At 74.4% G+C, this 18,051-nt stretch carries 23 protein-coding genes; 12 read left to right on the top strand and 11 right to left on the bottom strand.

All coding sequences use genetic code 11. The features are described 5' to 3' along the window. Nucleotides 1-52 precede the first annotated feature (52 nt). Nucleotides 53-190: a hypothetical protein gene (locus ACI78S_RS15130; RefSeq protein WP_456974685.1), complete on the top strand. Its 138-nt coding sequence runs from the start codon at nucleotides 53-55 to the stop codon at nucleotides 188-190. Then, a complete protein-coding gene (locus ACI78S_RS15135; protein WP_456974687.1) occupies nucleotides 187-615 on the top strand; it encodes a VOC family protein in 429 nt (142 codons plus the stop codon). The genes ACI78S_RS15130 and ACI78S_RS15135 overlap by 4 nt, the downstream gene beginning before the upstream one ends. 31 nt (nucleotides 616-646) lie before the next feature. On the opposite strand, the gene hppD is transcribed toward ACI78S_RS15135, so the two are convergent. Then, nucleotides 647-1,852, bottom strand: a complete 1,206-nt coding sequence (gene hppD / locus ACI78S_RS15140; RefSeq protein ID WP_456974689.1) for a 4-hydroxyphenylpyruvate dioxygenase — start codon at nucleotides 1,850-1,852, stop codon at nucleotides 647-649. 136 nt (nucleotides 1,853-1,988) lie between these two features. On the opposite strand from hppD, the gene ACI78S_RS15145 reads away from it, so the two are divergent. Beyond that, nucleotides 1,989-2,483: an Lrp/AsnC family transcriptional regulator gene (locus tag ACI78S_RS15145; RefSeq protein ID WP_456974691.1), complete on the top strand. Its 495-nt coding sequence runs from the start codon at nucleotides 1,989-1,991 to the stop codon at nucleotides 2,481-2,483. Further along, nucleotides 2,480-3,721 carry a D-arabinono-1,4-lactone oxidase gene (locus ACI78S_RS15150; protein WP_456974693.1) on the top strand — a complete coding sequence of 414 codons (1,242 nt, stop codon included), beginning with the start codon at nucleotides 2,480-2,482 and terminating at the stop codon, nucleotides 3,719-3,721. Before ACI78S_RS15145 ends, ACI78S_RS15150 begins: the two co-directional genes overlap by 4 nt. A 39-nt stretch (nucleotides 3,722-3,760) precedes the next feature. Here ACI78S_RS15150 and ACI78S_RS15155 read toward each other — a convergent pair whose 3' ends face one another. The 6 genes from ACI78S_RS15155 to ACI78S_RS15180 all read right to left on the bottom strand — a co-directional run bounded on the left by ACI78S_RS15155 (nucleotide 3,761) and on the right by ACI78S_RS15180 (nucleotide 7,665). Next, entirely contained in the window at nucleotides 3,761-4,090 is a 330-nt protein-coding gene (locus tag ACI78S_RS15155; RefSeq protein ID WP_456974695.1) for a putative quinol monooxygenase, read from the bottom strand. A 49-nt stretch (nucleotides 4,091-4,139) separates the two neighbouring features. Further along, a complete protein-coding gene (locus ACI78S_RS15160; protein WP_456974697.1) occupies nucleotides 4,140-4,736 on the bottom strand; it encodes a hypothetical protein in 597 nt (198 codons plus the stop codon). A 14-nt stretch (nucleotides 4,737-4,750) separates the two neighbouring features. After that, complete coding sequence (locus ACI78S_RS15165) at nucleotides 4,751-5,890, bottom strand: zinc-dependent alcohol dehydrogenase (RefSeq protein ID WP_456974699.1); 1,140 nt, start codon at nucleotides 5,888-5,890, stop codon at nucleotides 4,751-4,753. A gap of 40 nt (nucleotides 5,891-5,930) precedes the next feature. Further along, nucleotides 5,931-6,242, bottom strand: a complete 312-nt coding sequence (gene gvpJ, locus ACI78S_RS15170; RefSeq protein WP_456974701.1) for a gas vesicle protein GvpJ — start codon at nucleotides 6,240-6,242, stop codon at nucleotides 5,931-5,933. A 9-nt stretch (nucleotides 6,243-6,251) separates the two neighbouring features. Then, nucleotides 6,252-6,731 carry a hypothetical protein gene (locus ACI78S_RS15175; RefSeq protein ID WP_456974703.1) on the bottom strand — a complete coding sequence of 160 codons (480 nt, stop codon included), beginning with the start codon at nucleotides 6,729-6,731 and terminating at the stop codon, nucleotides 6,252-6,254. Nucleotides 6,732-7,080: 349 nt separating this feature from the next. Beyond that, nucleotides 7,081-7,665: an AAA family ATPase gene (locus ACI78S_RS15180; RefSeq protein WP_456974706.1), complete on the bottom strand. Its 585-nt coding sequence runs from the start codon at nucleotides 7,663-7,665 to the stop codon at nucleotides 7,081-7,083. A gap of 330 nt (nucleotides 7,666-7,995) precedes the next feature. On the opposite strand from ACI78S_RS15180, the gene ACI78S_RS15185 reads away from it, so the two are divergent. From ACI78S_RS15185 to ACI78S_RS15210, 6 genes are all read left to right on the top strand, one after another. Further along, complete coding sequence (locus ACI78S_RS15185) at nucleotides 7,996-9,072, top strand: sugar ABC transporter substrate-binding protein (protein WP_456974708.1); 1,077 nt, start codon at nucleotides 7,996-7,998, stop codon at nucleotides 9,070-9,072. A 107-nt stretch (nucleotides 9,073-9,179) separates the two neighbouring features. Next, nucleotides 9,180-9,998: an ATP-binding cassette domain-containing protein gene (locus ACI78S_RS15190; protein ID WP_456974710.1), complete on the top strand. Its 819-nt coding sequence runs from the start codon at nucleotides 9,180-9,182 to the stop codon at nucleotides 9,996-9,998. Nucleotides 9,999-10,001: 3 nt separating this feature from the next. Then, nucleotides 10,002-11,285, top strand: a complete 1,284-nt coding sequence (locus tag ACI78S_RS15195; RefSeq protein ID WP_456974712.1) for a sugar ABC transporter permease — start codon at nucleotides 10,002-10,004, stop codon at nucleotides 11,283-11,285. 76 nt (nucleotides 11,286-11,361) lie between these two features. Beyond that, nucleotides 11,362-12,633: an ROK family transcriptional regulator gene (locus ACI78S_RS15200; protein WP_456974714.1), complete on the top strand. Its 1,272-nt coding sequence runs from the start codon at nucleotides 11,362-11,364 to the stop codon at nucleotides 12,631-12,633. 64 nt (nucleotides 12,634-12,697) lie between these two features. Next, nucleotides 12,698-13,111 carry a VanZ family protein gene (locus ACI78S_RS15205; protein ID WP_456974716.1) on the top strand — a complete coding sequence of 138 codons (414 nt, stop codon included), beginning with the start codon at nucleotides 12,698-12,700 and terminating at the stop codon, nucleotides 13,109-13,111. A 4-nt stretch (nucleotides 13,112-13,115) separates the two neighbouring features. After that, complete coding sequence (locus ACI78S_RS15210) at nucleotides 13,116-13,574, top strand: SRPBCC family protein (protein ID WP_456974718.1); 459 nt, start codon at nucleotides 13,116-13,118, stop codon at nucleotides 13,572-13,574. Here ACI78S_RS15210 and ACI78S_RS15215 read toward each other — a convergent pair. Further along, the gene (locus ACI78S_RS15215) at nucleotides 13,571-14,293 is read right to left on the bottom strand and encodes a DUF72 domain-containing protein (protein ID WP_456974720.1); all 723 of its coding nucleotides are present in this window, start codon (nucleotides 14,291-14,293) and stop codon (nucleotides 13,571-13,573) included. The genes ACI78S_RS15210 and ACI78S_RS15215 overlap by 4 nt on opposite strands. 83 nt (nucleotides 14,294-14,376) lie before the next feature. Between ACI78S_RS15215 and ACI78S_RS15220 the strand changes: the two genes are divergently transcribed. Continuing rightward, nucleotides 14,377-14,835, top strand: a complete 459-nt coding sequence (locus ACI78S_RS15220) for a DUF1707 SHOCT-like domain-containing protein (RefSeq protein WP_456974722.1) — start codon at nucleotides 14,377-14,379, stop codon at nucleotides 14,833-14,835. Nucleotides 14,836-14,853: 18 nt separating this feature from the next. Continuing rightward, complete coding sequence (locus tag ACI78S_RS15225; protein WP_456974724.1) at nucleotides 14,854-15,198, top strand: DMT family transporter; 345 nt, start codon at nucleotides 14,854-14,856, stop codon at nucleotides 15,196-15,198. 90 nt (nucleotides 15,199-15,288) lie between these two features. Here ACI78S_RS15225 and ACI78S_RS15230 read toward each other — a convergent pair whose 3' ends face one another. The 3 genes from ACI78S_RS15230 to ACI78S_RS15240 all read right to left on the bottom strand — a co-directional run. Then, on the bottom strand, nucleotides 15,289-16,992 hold the full coding sequence (locus tag ACI78S_RS15230; RefSeq protein WP_456974726.1) for a glycoside hydrolase family 13 protein: 1,704 nt from the start codon (nucleotides 16,990-16,992) through the stop codon (nucleotides 15,289-15,291). Next, nucleotides 16,989-17,393, bottom strand: a complete 405-nt coding sequence (locus ACI78S_RS15235; protein WP_456974728.1) for a YkvA family protein — start codon at nucleotides 17,391-17,393, stop codon at nucleotides 16,989-16,991. Before ACI78S_RS15235 ends, ACI78S_RS15230 begins: the two co-directional genes overlap by 4 nt. A 173-nt stretch (nucleotides 17,394-17,566) precedes the next feature. Beyond that, on the bottom strand, nucleotides 17,567-18,051 hold a 485-nt coding region (locus ACI78S_RS15240; RefSeq protein ID WP_456974730.1), incomplete at its 5' end, for an aggregation-promoting factor C-terminal-like domain-containing protein.

The raw sequence follows: 18,051 nt of genomic DNA on the forward strand, positions 1-18,051 counted from the left end.
ATGGGGGGTTTCCCCGACGCGACGCCCCGCCCTCCCCCGCGACGCTCGCCGCATGCGAGATCAGGACACCCTCCCCCGCCGGCTGCTCACCTCGGTCGGCACCGGCCTCGGCCTCGTCGCGATGGCCTTCGGCGCACCGGTCCACCTGCGGGACCTGACCGGGGCCCGATCCTCCGGGCACCGGCGGTGAGCGCCCTCGCCGGCTTTTCCCACGTCGGCCTCAGCGTCGCCGACCTCGACGCCGCCGTCGCGTTCTGGACCGGTCCGATGGGCCTCGAGCTCGTCCACCGGGAGGAGGCGGTCGCGTTCCTGCTGCACCGGACGGCGCTGGTCGCGGTGGGGCTGACCGACCACGGCGGCGCGGTCACCGGCCCGTTCGACGAGCGCCGCGCCGGCCTCGACCACCTCGCCCTCGCCGTGCCCGACGAGGCCGCGCTGCACGCGTGGGTGCGGCGGCTCGACGAGCACGGCGTCGCGCACTCCGGCGTCGTCGGGACCGACGCGGGCGCCCACCTGAACCTGCGCGGGCCCGACCGGTTGCCGGTCGAGCTGTTCGTGCTCTCCCCCGCCGGCGCCGCCTGGCTGGGCGTCGAGCAGGACGCCGTCGCCCGGTGAGCTGCTGGACCGGCTCCGCAGCGAGGTCCGCTCAGAAGTTGCCGCGGCGGGCCTGCTCGCGCTCGATCGCCTCGAAGAGGGCCTTGAAGTTGCCCTTGCCGAAGCCGAGCGAGCCGTGGCGCTCGATGAGCTCGAAGAAGACCGTCGGCCGGTCGCCGGTCGGCTTGGTGAAGATCTGCAGCAGGTAGCCGTCCTCGTCGCGGTCGACCAGGATGCCCCGCTGCTGCAGCTCCTCGATCGGCACGCGCACGGTGCCGATGCGTGCCCGCAGCTGCGGGTCCTCGTAGTAGGAGTCCGGGGTGGTCAGGAACTCGATGCCCTCGGCGACCATCGCGTCGACGGTGCCGAGGATGTCGTTGGTCGCCAGCGCCACGTGCTGCGCGCCCGGCCCGCCGTAGAACTCCAGGTACTCGTCGATCTGCGACTTCTTCCTGCCCAGCGCCGGCTCGTTGAGCGGGAACTTCACCCGGTGGTTGCCGTTGGCCACGACCTTGCTCATCAGCGCGGAGTAGTCGGTGGCGATGTCCTCGCCGATGAACTCGGCCATGTTGGTGAAGCCCATGACCCGGTTGTAGAAGTCGACCCACTGGTCCATCGCGCCGAGCTCGACGTTGCCGACGACGTGGTCGACGGCCTGGAACAGCCGCTTCGGCGCACCGGGGCGCTTGACGAACGTCGAGCGCCGCTCGACGAAGCCGGGCAGGTACGGGCCGGCGTAGCGGGAGCGGTCGACCAGCGAGTGGCGGGTGTCGCCGTAGGCGGCGATGGCCGCGCGGCGCACGGTGCCGTGCTCGTCGGTGACGTCGTGCGGCTCCTCCAGCACGGTCGCCCCCTGCGCGCGGGCGTGGGCGATGCAGCGGTCGACGTCGGGCACGGTCAGCGCGATGTCGACGATGCCGTCGCCGTGCCGGCGGTGGTGGTCGGCCAGCGGGCTGGCCGGGTCGTAGGCGCCCTGGACGACGAAGCGCGCCGCCCCGGAGGTGAGCACGTAGGCGTGGGAGTCGCGGTTGCCGGTCTCGGGGCCGGAGTAGGCGACCAGCTCCATGCCGAACGCGGACTGGAAGAAGTGGGCGGTCTGCACGGCGTTGCCGACCGTCCAGACCAGCGCGTCCCACCCGGAGACCGGGAACGGGTCGGTGGAGTCGTCGTGCTCGACCAGGCCGACGAGCTGCTCGAGCTGCCGCAGGTTCAGGCCGGCCAGGCGCTCCTCGTCGTTCAGCACCGAATCCAGGCTCATGATTCCTCCTCGTGCACGCGGGTCGTGACCGAGCGCACACCCGCGGCCGCCGCTGCGCAAGCGGTACGCCCGATGCTATCGCCGGTGACCGTCCGGTCTAGCGTTCGCGCCCCGCTGCTGTGCAGACTGCTCAGCCGTGGACAGCCTCGACGTCGCCCTGCTCACCGCCCTGCGCGAGCACCCGAGAGCCGGCGACCTGGAGCTCTCGCGCCTGCTCGGCGTCGCCCGCGGGACGGTCACCGCGCGGCTGCAGCGGCTGGAGCGCGCCGGCGTCGTCACCGGCCACGGCCCGGACGTCGACGTCGCCGCGGCGGGGTTCGGCGTCCAGGCGTTCGTCACCCTCGAGATCGCGCAGGGTGCGCTCGACGCCGTCCGGCACGACCTCGAGGCGATCCCCGGGGTGCTGGAGGCGCACGCGACCACGGGCAGCGGTGACGTGCTGTGCCGGGTCGCCGCGCGCTCCCACGAGGCGCTGCAGCAGGTGCTCGTCGACCTCGGGCGCGCGCCGGACGTGGTGCGCTCGACCAGCGTGATCGCGCTGTCGGTGCTGGTGCCGTGGCGGACCCTGCCGCTGCTCGCCGCGGAGGCCGCGCCGGGCGCCGGCCGGTCGTCGGCGAAGATGGACCCGTGACCGGCGTCGGGACGAACTGGGCGGGCAACCACACCTACGCGGCGGAGCGGCTGCACGAGCCGGCGACGCTGGAGCAGCTGCAGGAGCTGGTGGCGGCGGCGCCGCGGATCCGGGTGCTCGGCTCGCGGCACTCGTTCAACGACATCGCCGACTCCGCCGAGCTGCTCTCGCTGGACGGGCTGCCGGCCGACGTCGTCGTCGACCGCGAGGCGGGGACGGTCTCGCTGCCCGGCGGCATGCGCTACGGCGAGCTGACCGAGGTGCTGCGCCGCGAGGGGGTGGCGCTGCACAACCTGGCGTCGCTGCCGCACATCTCCGTCGCGGGCGCGGTCGCGACCGCGACCCACGGCTCGGGCGTCGGCAACGGCAACCTGGCGACGGCGGTCGCCGCGCTGGAGGTCGTCACCTCGTCGGGCGAGGTGGTCCGCGCGGCGCGGGGCGACGACGACTTCGACGGCATGGTGGTCGGGCTCGGCGCCCTCGGGGCGGTCACCCGGATCACGCTCGACGTCGAGCCGGCGTACGAGGTCAGCCAGCGGGTGTTCGAGGGGCTGCCGTGGGACGCGCTGGCCGCGCACTTCGGCGACGTCATGGCGCGCGGGTACAGCGTCAGCGTCTTCACGCGGTGGGGCGAGGACGTCGACCAGGTGTGGGTCAAGGACCGCGGCGACCAGCCGGACGGCGGCCTGTTCGGCGCCGTCCCGGCGACCGTGGACCGGCACCCGATCCTCGGGCAGGACGCCACCTTCTGCACGCCGCAGCTGGGCCGGCCCGGGCTGTGGTCGGACCGGTTGCCGCACTTCCGCATGGGCTTCACCCCCAGCGCCGGCGACGAGGTGCAGTCGGAGTACCTCCTCCCGCGCGCCGACGCCGTCGCCGCGATCGCCGCGGTGCGCAAGCTGGCCGACCGCGTCCGGCCCCTGCTGCAGGTCTGCGAGATCCGGACCGTCGCGGCCGACCCGCTGTGGATGAGCACCGCGTTCGACCGCGACAGCGTCGCCATCCACTTCACGTGGCAGCCGCGGCAGGCCGAGGTCGAGGCCCTGCTGCCCGACCTCGAGCGCGCGCTCGCCCCGTTCGGCGCGCGGCCGCACTGGGGCAAGCTCTTCGCCGCCGGCGCCGCGCAGGTCGCGCCGCTCTACGAGCGGCACGCCGACTTCGTCTCGCTCGTCGAGCGCCTCGACCCGCGCGGGGCCTTCCGCAACGACTGGCTGGAGAAGCGCGTCCTGCTCGGCTGACCCGCCCCGGGGGACGGGCCTGCCGCCGGGGCGGGCCGGTCAGGAGCGGTCGACCCGCATCTCCCCCAGCTCCGACCAGTCGTCCTGCGGTACCGAGAAGTTCACGATCCGCGGTGTCTCCGCCAGGTGCGGCGGCAGGTCCCGCTGGGCCGCCTTGAAGTGGTCGGACTGCACGTGCGCCGCGCCCGCCTCGTCGTCGCGGAAGGCCTCGACCAGCACGTACTGGTCCGGGTCGTCCAGGCTGCGCGACCAGTCGAACCACAGGCAGCCCGGCTCGGCGCGGGTGGCCTCGGTGAACGCCTTGCTGATCTCCGGCCAGGCGTCGGCGTCTTCGGGGCGGATGCGGAACTTGGCGGTGATGAAGATCATCGGGTCTCCCTCGGCTCGAGGCAGCGGACGGCGGCCGCCGCCCAGACTGTCAGCGCGCGAGGGCCCGCACCAGCCGCCGGCCGCCCCGGACGGCGACGACCGCGCCGAGGACCCACGGCCCGGCGACGAGGACCGGGTCCAGCACCTGGTGCCGGACGTCGGTGCGTCCCCGGCCGACCCGCGAGGCCAGGCCGTGGTGCGAGAACTCCGCCTTCACGCCGGTCTGCGTGACCGGGTTGTCCGGCCGCAGGGTGGCGAACGAGCGCAGGTGCTCCTCCCACGCGTCGACCCGGTCGGCGGCGATCAGCAGCAGCCAGTGGGCCGCCCGCCCCTCGCTGAACCGGCCGTAGGCGTACTTCCGGATCGCCCCCGACAGGCCCTTCGGGGGCTGCACCGTGCCGAAGACCGGGGTGACGAACGCGTGCTCGATCGAGCGCTCGCGCGGCCACTTCTCCGGCTGCCGCTCGGGGAAGTCCCAGTGCGCGCCGGACTCCTCGGGCGCGTAGCGCAGCTTGGGGTGCGACGGTCGGTCCGCCGGGTCGAGGTCGGCCCCCCATCCGGGGATGCGGGCGCGCAGCTCCTCGCGCGAGGGCGGAGGGGTGCGCCGCTCCCGGACGTAGGCGCTCGGGATGTCGTCGATGGGCACGCTCCGGTCCCCTCTCAGGCCGCGCTGGGCAGGATCAGCGGCTTGATGCAGCCGTCGAGCTTGGCGGAGAACACGTGGTAGGCCTCGGCGATGTGCTCGAGCGGGAACCGGTGGGTGACCATCGCCCGCGGCGTCAGGTGGCCGTTGCGGACGTGCTCGAACATGCGCGGCCACTGCCGCTTCACCGGCGTCTGGTTCATCCGCAGGGTGAGGCCCTTGTTCATCGCGTCCCCGAACTTCACCGCGCTGAAGATCGGCCCGTAGGCGCCCATCACCGAGATGGTGGCCCCCTTGCGCACCCCGTCGATCGCCCAGTTCAGCGCGATGGGCGACCCGCCCTGGAGCTTGAACTTGGCCGCGGTCAGGTGCTGCAGCAGGTTGCCGTCGGCCTCCGCGCCGACGCAGTCGATCGCGACGTCGGCGCCCAGGAAGTCGGTCTGCTTCTTCAGCTCGAGGACGACGTCGTCGACCTCGTTGTAGTTCAGCGTCTCGGCGTAGGCCATGCTGCGCGCCTTCTCCAGGCGCTCCTCGAGCTGGTCGACGACGATCACCCGGCCGGCGCCCATCAGCCACGACGACTGGGCGGCGATCAGCCCCACCGGTCCGGCGCCGAAGACGACGACGGTGTCCCCCTCGGCGATCTCGCCGAGCTGCGCGCCGAAGTACCCGGTGGCCGCGGCGTCGGTGAGCAGGACGGCGTCCTCGTCGTGCATCCAGTCGGGGATCCGCACCGGGCCGACGTCGGCGAACGGCACCCGCACGCGCTGCGCCTGCCCGCCGTCGTACCCGCCGGTGGTGTGCGAGTAGCCGTAGATGCCCCCGACCGCCGTGGCGTTGGGGTTGACGTTGTGGCAGTTGGAGTACAGGCCCCGGGCGCAGAACCAGCACGAGCCGCAGAAGATGTTGAACGGGACCATCACGCGGTCCCCCACCTGCAGGTTCTGCACCGACGGCCCGACCTCCTCGACCACCCCGATGAACTCGTGGCCGAAGGTGTGCCCGACCCGGGTGTCCGGCATCAGGCCGTGGTAGAGGTGCAGGTCGGAGCCGCAGATGGCGGCGAGGGTGACCCGCACGATCGCGTCGTTGGGGTGCTCGATCACGGGGTCGGGCTTCTCCGCGACCTGGATCTTGTACGGGCCGCGGTAGGTCATCGCACGCATGGTGCCGCCTCCATGCCCGGGAATGCGGGTCCTAACCGAACGGGTGCGACAGCTTCCTCTTGACCACGGTCTTCGCCGCGCTCTCGACGCCCTCCTCGAACAGACCGGGCAGCCCCTTCGGCTGCTCGCCCGGGTAGAGGTCGAGCCGGTTCACCGCCTCGGCGAAGCGCAGGTAGGTGTCGACGCTGGCGATGACGACGCGGGCGTCGACGGTCACCAGCTCGATGCCCAGCAGCGCCACCCGGACGTAGGCGTCGATCACGATGCCCTTGTCGAGCACCACGTCGAGGACGTCGGCCAGGCTGCTGGGCCGGGGGGCGCGGTTCACGGACGGCGCGGACACCGTCCCCCCTTACCCCGCCGGGCGGTCGCTCACCGCCGGCGCGCCCGCCTCGCGTGTCGCGGGCCCCGGCGGCCCGCCGACCTCCGTCTCCAGGACGCGCACCGAGCGGGCCGCGTCGGGCAGCTCCCGGTAGCCGAACGGCAGCATGACGGCCAGGACGATCAGGCCGATCTCGACGGGTCCCAGGTTCACGGCGGCCCGCCGGTCAGCCGGCCACCGGCCGTCGTAGCAGGCCGGGAAGACGCTGGTGAAGGACACCTTCCCCGAGGCGTCGGCGACCTGGACGCCGCGCAGGCAGTTCTGGTCGGTGATGCCCTCGGAGTAGAGGGAGTAGCCGCCCTCGCGGGTGCAGTGCCGGACGTAGACCGCCACGCCCTCGAAGGGCACGCCGCCGTTCGCGAGGTCGGCGATCGTGAGCTCCAGGGTCATGGGCACGCCCTCGGCGGTCCCGCTGTACTCGCCGAAGCTCGACCGGGTGTCCCTGCGCACGCCCCCGCTCTGCTCCAGCACGTGGGGCCCGTTCGACCCGTCGCCCGGGTACGGTCCGGCGGTCTCGTCCGGGATCTCGCCGGCCGCCGTCGTCGTCCCCGTCCCCGTCCCCGACGACGACGAGGCCGAGGAACTGGAGCACGCGCCGGCGGCTCAGGTAGGTCCCCCGGTCGAAGGCGAGCCCCTGGTCGACGACCTCCTCGGCGGGCCGGGGCAGCGGGCGCCCCTCGCACATCGGTCGGTTCGGCTGGGCCACGCTTCTCCTCCGGGTCCGGGACGGGATCGGGACCCAGGCTGTGCCACCCGCCGGTGACGTCGCTGGACGGCGGCTGGGACTTCGCCGGACGCCTCAGCCGGCGGTGGCCAGCAGCTCGGCGAGCCGGAGTCGGTCGGCCGCCGGCCGGTCCAGCACCACCGCCGAGGCGATGCCCGCGGGCCCGTCACCACTCGCGGCCCGCAGGACGTCGTCCCACCGGGCGACGTGCCGGCGCATCGAGCGGGAGGAGATGCTGCGCCCCCGCGCCGCCTGACCGCTCGCGGCGAGCGGCGCCGGGGTGTCCAGCAGGACCAGCCGGACCGTGCGGCCGGCCCGCGCCGCGGCGCTGAGCACCGCGTCGCGCCACCCCGCACGGGTCCACGGGTCGGTGAGGACGACGACCGGCTCGGCGGAGCGGATGCCCCGCAGCACCCGCCACCGGTGCCAGAGGTGCACCCACGGCCGCAGCAGCCGGTAGGGCAGCCGCACGCCGGCGGCGCGCAGGCGCTCGGCCACCTGCTCGGAGTCGAACCCGGTGACGCCGGGCGGCGCGCCGGCCAGCAGCCGGCGCAGCAGCGTCGTCTTGCCGCTGCCCGGCAGCCCGCCGATGACGACGAGCACCGGGCGGCCGGTTCCCGCGGCGCCCCCGGACGGGCGCGGGGCCTCGGTCGTTCGCACGGGCGCCTCCTCTCGGTCGTCCCACGGTCCGCCCGGCGGATGTGGCCCCGCTGTGCCCGCCCTGTGACCGCGTCCAGGCGACCCGGCTCCGACGGTGGCTCCTGACCGACGAACGCGGCGGGCGCCCACGGCGTGCCCGCCGCCCGGCCACCGAGGAGCACCCCAGGAGGGGGCGCTCGCCCGGTCGCCGCGGGCTGTGTCACGGTCCGGCAACGGAAGCGGTGATGTGATTGCGGTCACAGTTGTGGTCACTCCAGTATTGCCCGCGCATTTCCTCGGTGACCCCAACGAATGGCGGGACGGACCATGGCGCGACGGCACCCCCTGGCGATGGCACTGACGACGACGCTCGTCCTCGGCCTGGCCGCCTGCGGCGGCGGGGACGACGACGGCGGAGGGGACGGCGGTGGGGGCGGCGGTGGCGGGGAGGCGGCCGGCAAGGTCGGCGTGATCCTCCCCGACACCGAGTCCTCGGTCCGGTGGGAGACCGCGGACCGCCCGCTGCTCGAGGCCGCCTTCGACGAGGCCGGCGTCGAGTACGACATCCAGAACGCCGAGGGCGACGCCCAGCGGATGGCCACGATCGCCGAGCAGATGATCACCGGTGGCGTGACCGTGCTGGCGATCGTCAACCTCGACAGCGCCTCGGGCGCGCAGATCCAGCAGCAGGCCGCCCAGCAGGGCGTGGCCACCATCGACTACGACCGGCTCACCCTCGGCGGCTCGGCCGAGTACTACGTGTCCTTCGACAACACGCAGGTCGGCCGGCTGCAGGGCGAGGGGCTGGCGCAGTGCCTGGGCGAGACCACGACGGCGAACATCGCCTTCCTCAACGGCTCCCCCGACGACAACAACGCCACGCTCTTCTCCGAGGGCGCGCACGAGGTGCTCGACCCGATCACCAACTACACGCAGGTGGCGGAGCAGGCGGTGCCGGGCTGGGACAACCAGCAGGCGGCGACGATCTTCGAGCAGATGTACACGCAGGCCGGCGGCAACATCCAGGGTGTCCTCGCCGCCAACGACGGCCTGGCCAACTCGGTCATCGGCGTCCTCGAGCGCAACGGCGTCGCCGGCCAGGTGCCGGTGACCGGTCAGGATGCCACCACCGAGGGGCTGCAGAACATCCTCGCCGGCAACCAGTGCATGACCGTCTACAAGCCGATCGCCGAGGAGGCCAACGCGCTGGCCGAGCTCGCCATCGCGCTGATCAACGGCGAGGAGGCCGAGACCAACGGCGAGGCCGAGGACCCGGAGGGCGGCCGGTCGGTGCCGTCGGTCCTGCTCGAGCCGGTGTCGATCTTCCGCGACAACGTCTCCGACGTCGTCGACGACGGCTTCGTCACCGCCGACGAGCTGTGCACCGGTGAGTTCGCCGCCGCGTGCACGGAGCTCGGCATCTCCTGATCCGATCCGGTCCGCCGGGGCGTCCCCCCTTCTGCGGGGACGCCCCGGCGGCGCACACTGCCGGCCTGCCGGCGTCCCCCGCTCCCCCTGCCCCAGGAAGGAGGGACGTGTCCGTTCCCCCGCCCCGTCCCGAGGACGGCACACCCGGCGCGGAGGTCCCCACCTTCGAGCTGCGCGGTGTGAACAAGAGCTTCGGCGCCATCCAGGTGCTGCACGACGTGTCCCTGCGGGTCTTCCGCGGCCAGGTCACCGCGCTCGTCGGTGACAACGGCGCGGGCAAGAGCACGCTGATCAAGTGCATCGCCGGCACCCACGCCGTCGACTCGGGCGAGTTCCTCTTCGAGGGGCGCCAGGTGCACATCGGCGGCCCCCGCGACGCTGCCGGCCTCGGGATCGAGGTCGTCTACCAGGACCTCGCGCTGTGCGACAACCTCGACGTCGTCCAGAACATGTTCCTCGGCCGCGAGCGCAAGAACGGCATCGTCCTGGACGAGGCCGCGATGGAGCAGGCCGCCCGCGACACGCTCGCCCGGCTGTCGGTCCGCACCCTGAAGTCGGTGCGCCAGCTGGTCTCCAGCCTCTCCGGCGGCCAGCGGCAGACCGTCGCCATCGCCAAGGCGGTGCTCTGGGAGTCCAAGCTGGTCATCCTCGACGAGCCGACCGCCGCGCTGGGCGTGGCGCAGACCCGGCAGGTGCTCGACCTGGTGCGCCGGCTCGCCGACACCGGGCACGCGGTGATCTTCATCAGCCACAACATGGTCGACGTCTTCGAGGTGGCCGACCGCGTCGCCGCCCTGTACCTGGGCCGCGTCGCCGCCGACGTGCCCGTCTCCGAGGTCGACCGCAGCCAGGTGATCGAGCTGATCACCGCCGGCCGCTCGGGCAACCTGGGCATCGCGCCCGCCGTCGCCGAGGCAGGGGTGTAGGACATGTCGAGCAACACGCTGCCCACGACCAGCGACCAGCCCGGCGCGGCGCCGCCCGGCTTCGAGGGCGACCGCACCGCCGACTCGGTCGGCGCGGTCGTCCGCGCCTACGTCGACCGGGTCCGCGGCGGCGACCTCGGGGCGCTGCCCGCCGTCCTCGGCATCGTCGTGCTCGGGATCCTCTTCACGATCCTGCGGCCGGACACCTTCCTGACCCCGCTGAACCTGACCAACCTGCTGGTCCAGGCGGTGCCGATCACCCTGCTCGCGATGGGCCTGGTGTTCGTGCTGCTGCTCGGCGAGATCGACCTGTCCGCCGGCGTCGTCAGCGGCGTCTGCGCCGCGGTGCTCGCCCAGCTGCTCGCCGAGTCGGGCGCCTCGTGGTGGGTGGCCGTGCTGGCCGCGCTCGCCGTCGGCCTGCTGATCGGGCTGTTCACCGGCAGCCTGGTCGGCGTCATCGGCATCCCGTCGTTCGTGGTCACGCTGGCGCTGTTCCTCGGCTGGCAGGGCGTCACCCTGCGGCTGATCGGCCAGGGCGGGACCGTGCCGGTGCGCGACCCGGTCATCAACGGCATCAGCAACCAGACGCTGCCCGTCTGGCTGGGCTGGACGCTGGCCGTGCTCGTGGTGCTCGCCTACGCGGCGCTGGAGCTCAACCGGTGGCGGCGGCAGCGGGAGCGCGGCCTGGCGCACCAGCCGCTGGCGATCGTGCTCGTCCGCTGCGGGGTCATCGCCGCGGTGGTGCTCGGGGTGACCGCCGTGCTGAGCGTCGACCGGGCGCTGGCCGCCGCGGTCGACCTGGCCGGCGTGCCCTACGCGGTGCCGCTGGTGCTGGTCCTGCTGCTGGCGCTGACCTTCCTGCTCAGCCGCACCGGCTACGGCCGGCACGTGTACGCGGTCGGCGGCAACGCGGAGGCCGCCCGTCGGGCCGGCATCGACGTCACCCGGATCCGCGTGTCGGTCTTCGTCATCGCCTCGACGATGGCCGCGATCAGCGGTATCGCCGCCGCCTCGCGGCTGGGCTCGGTGACGCCGGGCTCGGGCGCCGGCAACACCCTGCTCTACGCCGTCGGCGCCGCCGTCATCGGCGGGACCAGCCTGTTCGGCGGGCGGGGACGGGTCCGCGACGCCGTCCTCGGCGGTCTGGTCGTGGCGATCATCGCCAACGGCCTCGGGCTGCTCGGGGTCGAGGCGTACCTGAACTTCGTCATCACCGGAGGCGTCCTGCTGCTGGCCGCCAGCGTCGACGCGCTCGCCCGCCGGCGGGCGGCCGCGACGGGCCACTGACGGCCGCGTCCCGTGTCGGCCGCGCCCCCGCGCGGGTACGGCCGGCGCGCGACCGTCGCCCAGGACGAGGAGCCCGATGTTCGACGCGCGCTCGCCCTACCCGGAGGGGTCGCCGCCGCGCAGCCGGCCCGCCGACACCGCCGCCGTCCGGCGGAGCAACCTCGGCCTGGTGCTGCGGCACCTGCGCGACCACGGGCCCCGCTCCCGCGCCCGGATCGCCGACGAGACCGGGCTGAACAAGGCGACCGTCTCCAGCCTGGTCGCCGAGCTGGCCGAGCGGGGGCTGGTCTGCCCCGGTGAGGTGGAGCGGGCGGGTTCGGTCGGCCGGCCCGGGCTGGTCGTGCACCTGGACGGCAGCACGGTGTGCGGCGTCGGCGTCGAGCTCAACGTCGACTACGCCGCCGCGCTCGTCCTCGACCTGCGCGGCGAGGTGCTCTTCGAGTCCCGGCTCGCCCTCGACGTCCCGGCCCTGGGCCCGGAGCGGACGCTGGACGAGGTGGCGCTGCTGGCCGCCGACGCGATCGCCGCGGCCGGCAGGCGCGGCGCCACCCCGGCCGGCCTCACCGCGGCGCTGCCGGGCCTGGTCAGCAGCGCCGACGGGGTGGTCACCTTCGCGCCCAACCTCGGTTGGCGCGAGGTCCCGGTCGCCGCCGGTTTGCGCGAGCGGCTGGGCCGTGAGGTGCCGGTCCACGTGGAGAACGACGCCAACCTGTCGGCGATCGCGGAGTTCGTCATGGGCTCGGAGGCCGGCACCCCCGACCTGGTGTACCTCACCGGCGAGGTCGGCGTCGGCAGCGGTGTGCTGGTCGCCGGCCGGCTGCTGCGCGGCTGCGCCGGGCTGGCCGGCGAGGTCGGGCACACCGCCCTGGGCGACCCCGCGCTGGTCTGCGGGTGCGGACGGCGCGGCTGCTGGGAGACCGTCGTCGGCCTCGCCGCCCTGCTGCGCGGCGCCGCCGATCCCGACGACCCGGTGCACGACGCCTCCCGCGACCTCGAGGCCCGCCTGGCGGAGGTGGCCCGCCGCGCGGAGAGCGGCGACCCGCGCACGCTGGCCGCGCTCGAGCGGGTGGGGACCGGGCTGGGCGCCGGGGCGGCGGTGCTGATCAACCTGTTCAACCCGCGGGTCGTGGTCCTCGGCGGCTACTTCGCCGAGCTCGGGCGGTGGCTGGCCGCCCCGGTCGCCGCCGCACTCGACGCGGGCGTCTTCGCACCGGGCACCGCGGGGGCGCGGGTGGTCCTGTCGACGCTCGGGTTCTCCGCCGCCGTGCGCGGCGGCGCCCACGTCGCCCTGGAGGCGGTGTTCGACGACCCGACGCGGGTCCCGCTGGCCGGCCCGGTGGCGCGTTGAGCACGCGGGGGTGGGCCCCGGCGCGCACAGGGACCGCACAGCGAGCCGGTGCAGGGTGGGCCGCATGGCCGACCGCCGCCCCGCGCTGACCGCAGCCCTGCTGGCCTCCCTGGCCGTCGTCGCCCTGCTCACCCTCACGCCCGACGGCGCCGGCTGGTCGTGGGGGTCGCCGGCGTCGGAGCTGCGCTGGTACCTCACCGGCCTCGACTCGCCCACGACGGTGGTGCAGCTGGCCGGCAACCTCGCGCTGCTCGCCGTGCCCGCCGCCCTGGCGGTGCTGCGCCGGCCGGAGCTCGGCCGGTTGCCGGTCCTGGCCGTGCTCGGGCTGGCCGCCGGTACCGGGATCGAGCTGCTGCAGTGGGCGCTGCCCCTCGGCCGGGTGGTCTCGCCGCTCGACGCCCTCCTCAACGCGACCGGCGCCGTCGTCGCCGGCCTCACCGTCGCACTGGTGCGCGCCGCTCCGCGGGTGGTGAGGTGACCCCGTGGGGACCACGCGGGTGACCAGGCACATCGCGGCGCCGCGGCCGGCGGTCTACCGGGCGCTGCTCGACCGCGACGCCGTCGCCCGCTGGAAGGTGCCGCCGGGCATGACCTCGCGGGTGCACCAGTGGGAGCCCCGCGAGGGCGGTCGGCTGCGCGTCTCGCTCACCTACACCGGCCCCGACGGCGTGGGCAAGACGACGGAGCGCACCGACACGTACTCCGGGCGGTTCGCCGAGCTGGTGCCCGACGAGCGGGTGGTCGAGGTGGACGAGTTCGAGAGCGACGACCCCGCGCTGCGCGGCGCCATGACGATCACGGTGACGCTCACCGACGGCGCCGGCGGCGGCACCGACCTGGTCGCCGTCCACGAGGGGCTGCCCGACGTCGTCCGGCCCGAGGACAACGAGCTCGGCTGGCGGGAGTCGCTGGCCCGGCTGGCCGCCCTCGTCGAGGGCTAGACGAACGCGCGCAGCGTCTCCGCGTTGCGCACCGCGTGGCCGAACCCGTCGTTGTTGAAGTAGACGAGCACGTCGCGGCCCTGGCCCGCCCACTCCCGCACCCGCTCGGCCCACCAGCGCAGGTCCTCGTCGGAGTACGAGCCGGCGTACAGGTGGGCGGGGTCGGGCCCGTGCATGCGCACGTACACGAACGGCGCGGTGGCCCGCAGCACGCAGGGCAGCTTCGCCCCGCTCATCACCACGTACGCGGCGCCGTGCCGCTCGAGCAGCGCGTAGACGCCCTCGTCGTGCCAGCTCGGGTGGCGGAACTCCACCGCCACCCGCATCCACCCGGGCAGCTGGGCGAGGAAGAAGTCCAGTCGGGCGTCGTCGCGCTCGTGCGCCGGGTGCAGCTGCACGAGGAAGACCGCCCGCTTGTCGCCGAGCTCGTGCCAGCACTCGCGGAACCGCGGCACCCACGCCTCCGGCGCGTAGAGCCGCTTGGCGTGCGTGAGCCCGCGCGGGGCCTTGACCGACAGCTGGAAGCCCGGCGGCAGCCGGCGCCGCCACGAGGCGAACGTCGCCGTGCGCGGCCACCGGTAGAAGCTCGCGTTCAGCTCGACGGTGTCGAAGCGCCGGACGTAGTGCCCCAGCCGGGCCGACGGCGGCGTGCCGGGCGGGTACAGCACCCCGTCCCAGTGATCGTAGCTCCACCCCGACGTGCCGATCCGAACGGTCACCGGCCGACGGTAGCCAGCGATCCACAGCGCCCGCACAGGTACGGGGGGCACCCTCTGGCCATCGTGCAGGAGGGGAGCTCGCGATGACCGCACCGACCGACGACGGCACCGCCGCCACGCCCGGCCCCGGCCCCAGGATGCGGGCCTCCGATGCCCAGCGGGAGGCGGTGGTGCACCGGATCCACGACGCCGTCGCCGCCGGCATGCTCTCGATCGACGAGGGCCACGAGCGGACGACGGCGGCCTTCGCCGCGCGGTACGTCGACGACCTGCCGCCGCTGACCGCCGACCTGCCCGACCCGGCGCCGGTCGCCCCGGGGTGGCGGGCCCTGGCGTCGACGGCCGCCCTGCAGGCGCGCACCTCGGTGCTGGGCGCCGGTTCGTGGGCCGCCGCCGACCGCACCCGCCGCCGCGTGGTCCTGCTCGCCGGGCTCCTGGTGGCCCTGATGCTGGTCATCGCGCTCACCGCCGCGGCCACCGCCTCGGCCGCGGACCTCGGCGGCGGCTGGGATCACCACCACCACCACGACTACTGGGACTGAGCCGCTAGCCTTCCCGCCGTGAGGGAGGGCGGTGCCACCGGGTACCTGATGCTGGCCGGGGCGATCGCCGCCGAGGTGCTGGCCACCTCGCTGCTGCCCCGCACCGCCGGGTTCACGGTGCTGCTGCCCAGCCTCGTCGTCGTCGCGGGCTACGCCACGTCGTTCCTGCTGCTGGCCCAGGTCGTGAAGACGGTGCCGGTCGGGCTGGCGTACGCCATCTGGTCGGCGGTCGGCACGCTGCTGGTGCTCGCCATCGGGGCGACCTTCCTCGGCCAGCCGGTGACGGCCTGGCAGGGGCTCGGGGTGGGGCTGGTGGTCGCCGGCGTGGTGCTCATCCACCTCGGCGGTCCCGCCCACCCCTGAACCGCACCGGCGCCATTCTGGCGCGTCGATGTTGGGGATAACGGTCGAAGCGGGCACAGAGGCCGGCACCGCCGCGGACCGGGCGGGGCCTCAGCGCGGGCGCAGGACGCGCGCCTCCCACGGCGCCAGCACCGCGGGGTCGGCGACCGGGAGGTTGCCCAGCACGAGCTCGGCGCCGGGCGCCTCCGGCAGCAGCTCGCCGATGGGGCGGGGCCGGCTGGTCACGTTGCACACCACCAGCAGCCGGTCGCCGTCGAGCTCCCTGGTGAACGCGTACACGTCGTCGGAGTCCGGCAGCAGCATCGTGAAGCTCCCCAGGGCCACCACGGGCTCGGCGTGGCGCAGGGCGATCAGCCGCCGGTAGTGGGCGAGCACCGAGGCGCCGTCGTCGCGCTGCGCCGCGGCGTTCCACTCGACGTGGTCGGGGTTCACCGGCAGCCACGGCGTCCCGGTGGTGAAGCCGGCCGACGGCGAGGCGTCCCACTGCACCGGCGTGCGCGCGTTGTCGCGGCTCATCGCCCGCAGGCCGCGGAGCACCACCTCCGGGTCCTCCCCCGCCGCGACCGCCGTCGCGTGCTGGTTCACCGACTCGACGTCCCGGAAGTCCTCGATGCCGGCGAACGGGTGGTTCGCCATGCCGAGCTCCTCGCCCTGGTAGACGTAGGGCGTCCCGCGGTGCAGGTGCAGCAGCGTGGCCAGGCAGGTCGCCGAGTTCCGGCGGTGCTCGGGCGAGTCGTCGCCGAAGCGAGAGACCGCGCGCGGCTGGTCGTGGTTGTCCCAGTACAGGGAGTTCCAGCCGACGTCGGCGAGCCCGGCCTGCCAGCGGCCGAAGGATGCCTTGAGGTCGCGCATGCGCAGCGGCCGCAGGTCCCACTTGCTGACCCCGTGGTCGAGCCCGACGTGCTCGAACTGGAACACCATGTCCACCTCGGCCCGCGCGGGGTCGGTGAACAGCCGGGCCTCCTCGACCGTGACCCCGGGCATCTCGCCGACCAGCAGCAGCTTCTCGCCGTGCCCGGCGAAGACCTCGCGGTGCATCTCGTGCAGGTACTCGTGGATGCGCGGCCCGCACAGGTAGGACGCGGAGCCGTCGCCGAGGCTCGTGCCGGGGATCGGGGGCCCGTCGTGCAGGTGGCCGTCGGGGGCGACGTCCTTGGAGATCATGTTGATGACGTCCATGCGGAAGCCGTCGACCCCGCGGTCGAGCCACCACCGCATCATCGCGTGCACCGCCTGCCGGACCTCGGGGTTCTCCCAGTTGAGGTCGGGCTGCTTGCGGTCGAACAGGTGCAGGTAGTACTCGCCGCTGGCCTCGTCGAGCTCCCACACCGGACCGGAGAAGAACGACGCCCAGTTGGTCGGCTCCGCGCCCGGGGCGCCGGCGGCCATGCCCTGCCGTGGCGGCCGCCACCAGTACCAGTCCCGCTTCGGCGAGGTGCGGGACGACCGCGACTCGACGAACCACGGGTGCTCGTCGCTGGTGTGGTTGACGACGAGGTCCATCACCAGCTTGATGCCGCGACCGTGCAGGGCGGCGATCAGCTCGTCCAGCCGGGCCAGGCTGCCGAACAGCGGGTCGACGTCCTGGTAGTCGGAGATGTCGTAGCCGTTGTCGGCCTGCGGCGACGGGTAGACCGGCGAGAGCCAGACGACGTCGACGCCGAGGTCGGCCAGGTGGTCCAGGCGCTGCAGGATGCCGCCGAGGTCGCCGATGCCGTCGCCGTCGGAGTCCTGGAACGAGCGCGGGTAGATCTGGTAGACGACGGCGCTGGTCCACCAACGGGCGTCGGTCACGTGGCCTCTTCCATCGAGGGGCCGAGCAGGCGCTCGACCAGCCGGGGGTTGCCGGGCCAGGCCGCCAGGACGACGTCGCGGGGCACCTGCCGGGCGGCGTAGCGCAGCGCGAGCGCGACGACCACGACGTCGTCGAGCGGCCCGATGACCGGCAGGAACTCCGGGATGAGGTCGACCGGCGAGAGCACCCACAGCCCGGCGAGACCGACGACCACCTTCGCGCGGCGCGGGACGGCGGGGTGCGCGCGCAGCCGCCGGACCGCGGTGACGCAGTCGGGCAGGAACCGGGCGAGGTCCCTGGCGGTGCCCTCGGGCAGCCGGCGGGCGAGCAGGATCAGCAGCGCCCACGTGGCCAGCAGGACGGCGGCGGCGATCGCGAGACCGGTCAGCCATCCGCGCATGCGGGCATCCTCCCCCGGACGCCGGAAGGGCCGCCTCTCAGGGCGGCCCTTCCAGGGACGGGCTGGAACGGCCCCTCTGCGGGGTCCCGCGCCGAGCCTGGCGACGGACTGGAACGGCCCCTCTGCGGGGTCCCGCGCCGAGCGTGCGAGGCGCGGGGGGCAGAGGGGTCCTTCTAGTACCAGCCGGTCGACTGGGAGTGCGACCAGGCGCCGCAGGGCGAGCCGTAGCGGTTCTCGATGTAGATCAGCCCGGCGTCGATCTGGCGGTACGGGTCGGAGGTCTTGGCGATCCCGGTGCTCGCCCAGGTCGAGTCGAGGAACTGCGGGATGCCGTACGCGGTGCTCGTGGGGTTCTGGGCGTTCGGGTTCCAGCCGCTCTCCCGACCCCACAGCTTCTCGAGGCAGGCGAACTCGGAGGCGTCGCCACCCAGCTTGGACAGCGCGTAGTCCTGGTAGGAGCCGCCCGGGGCGGGCGCGGCGGCGGCGGAGGACTCGGCCGCGGCGGCCTGCTCGGCGGCGGCGGCCTCCGCGGCGGCGGCGGCCTCGGCCGCGGCCGCGGCTTCCGCGGCGGCCTGGGCGGCGGCCGCCTCCTCGGCGGCGCGCCGGTCGAGCTCGGCCTGGTCGGCGGCGGCCTGGGCCTGCTGGGCGGCGCTCTGCG

Source organism: Geodermatophilus sp. SYSU D00815 (assembly GCF_054050035.1).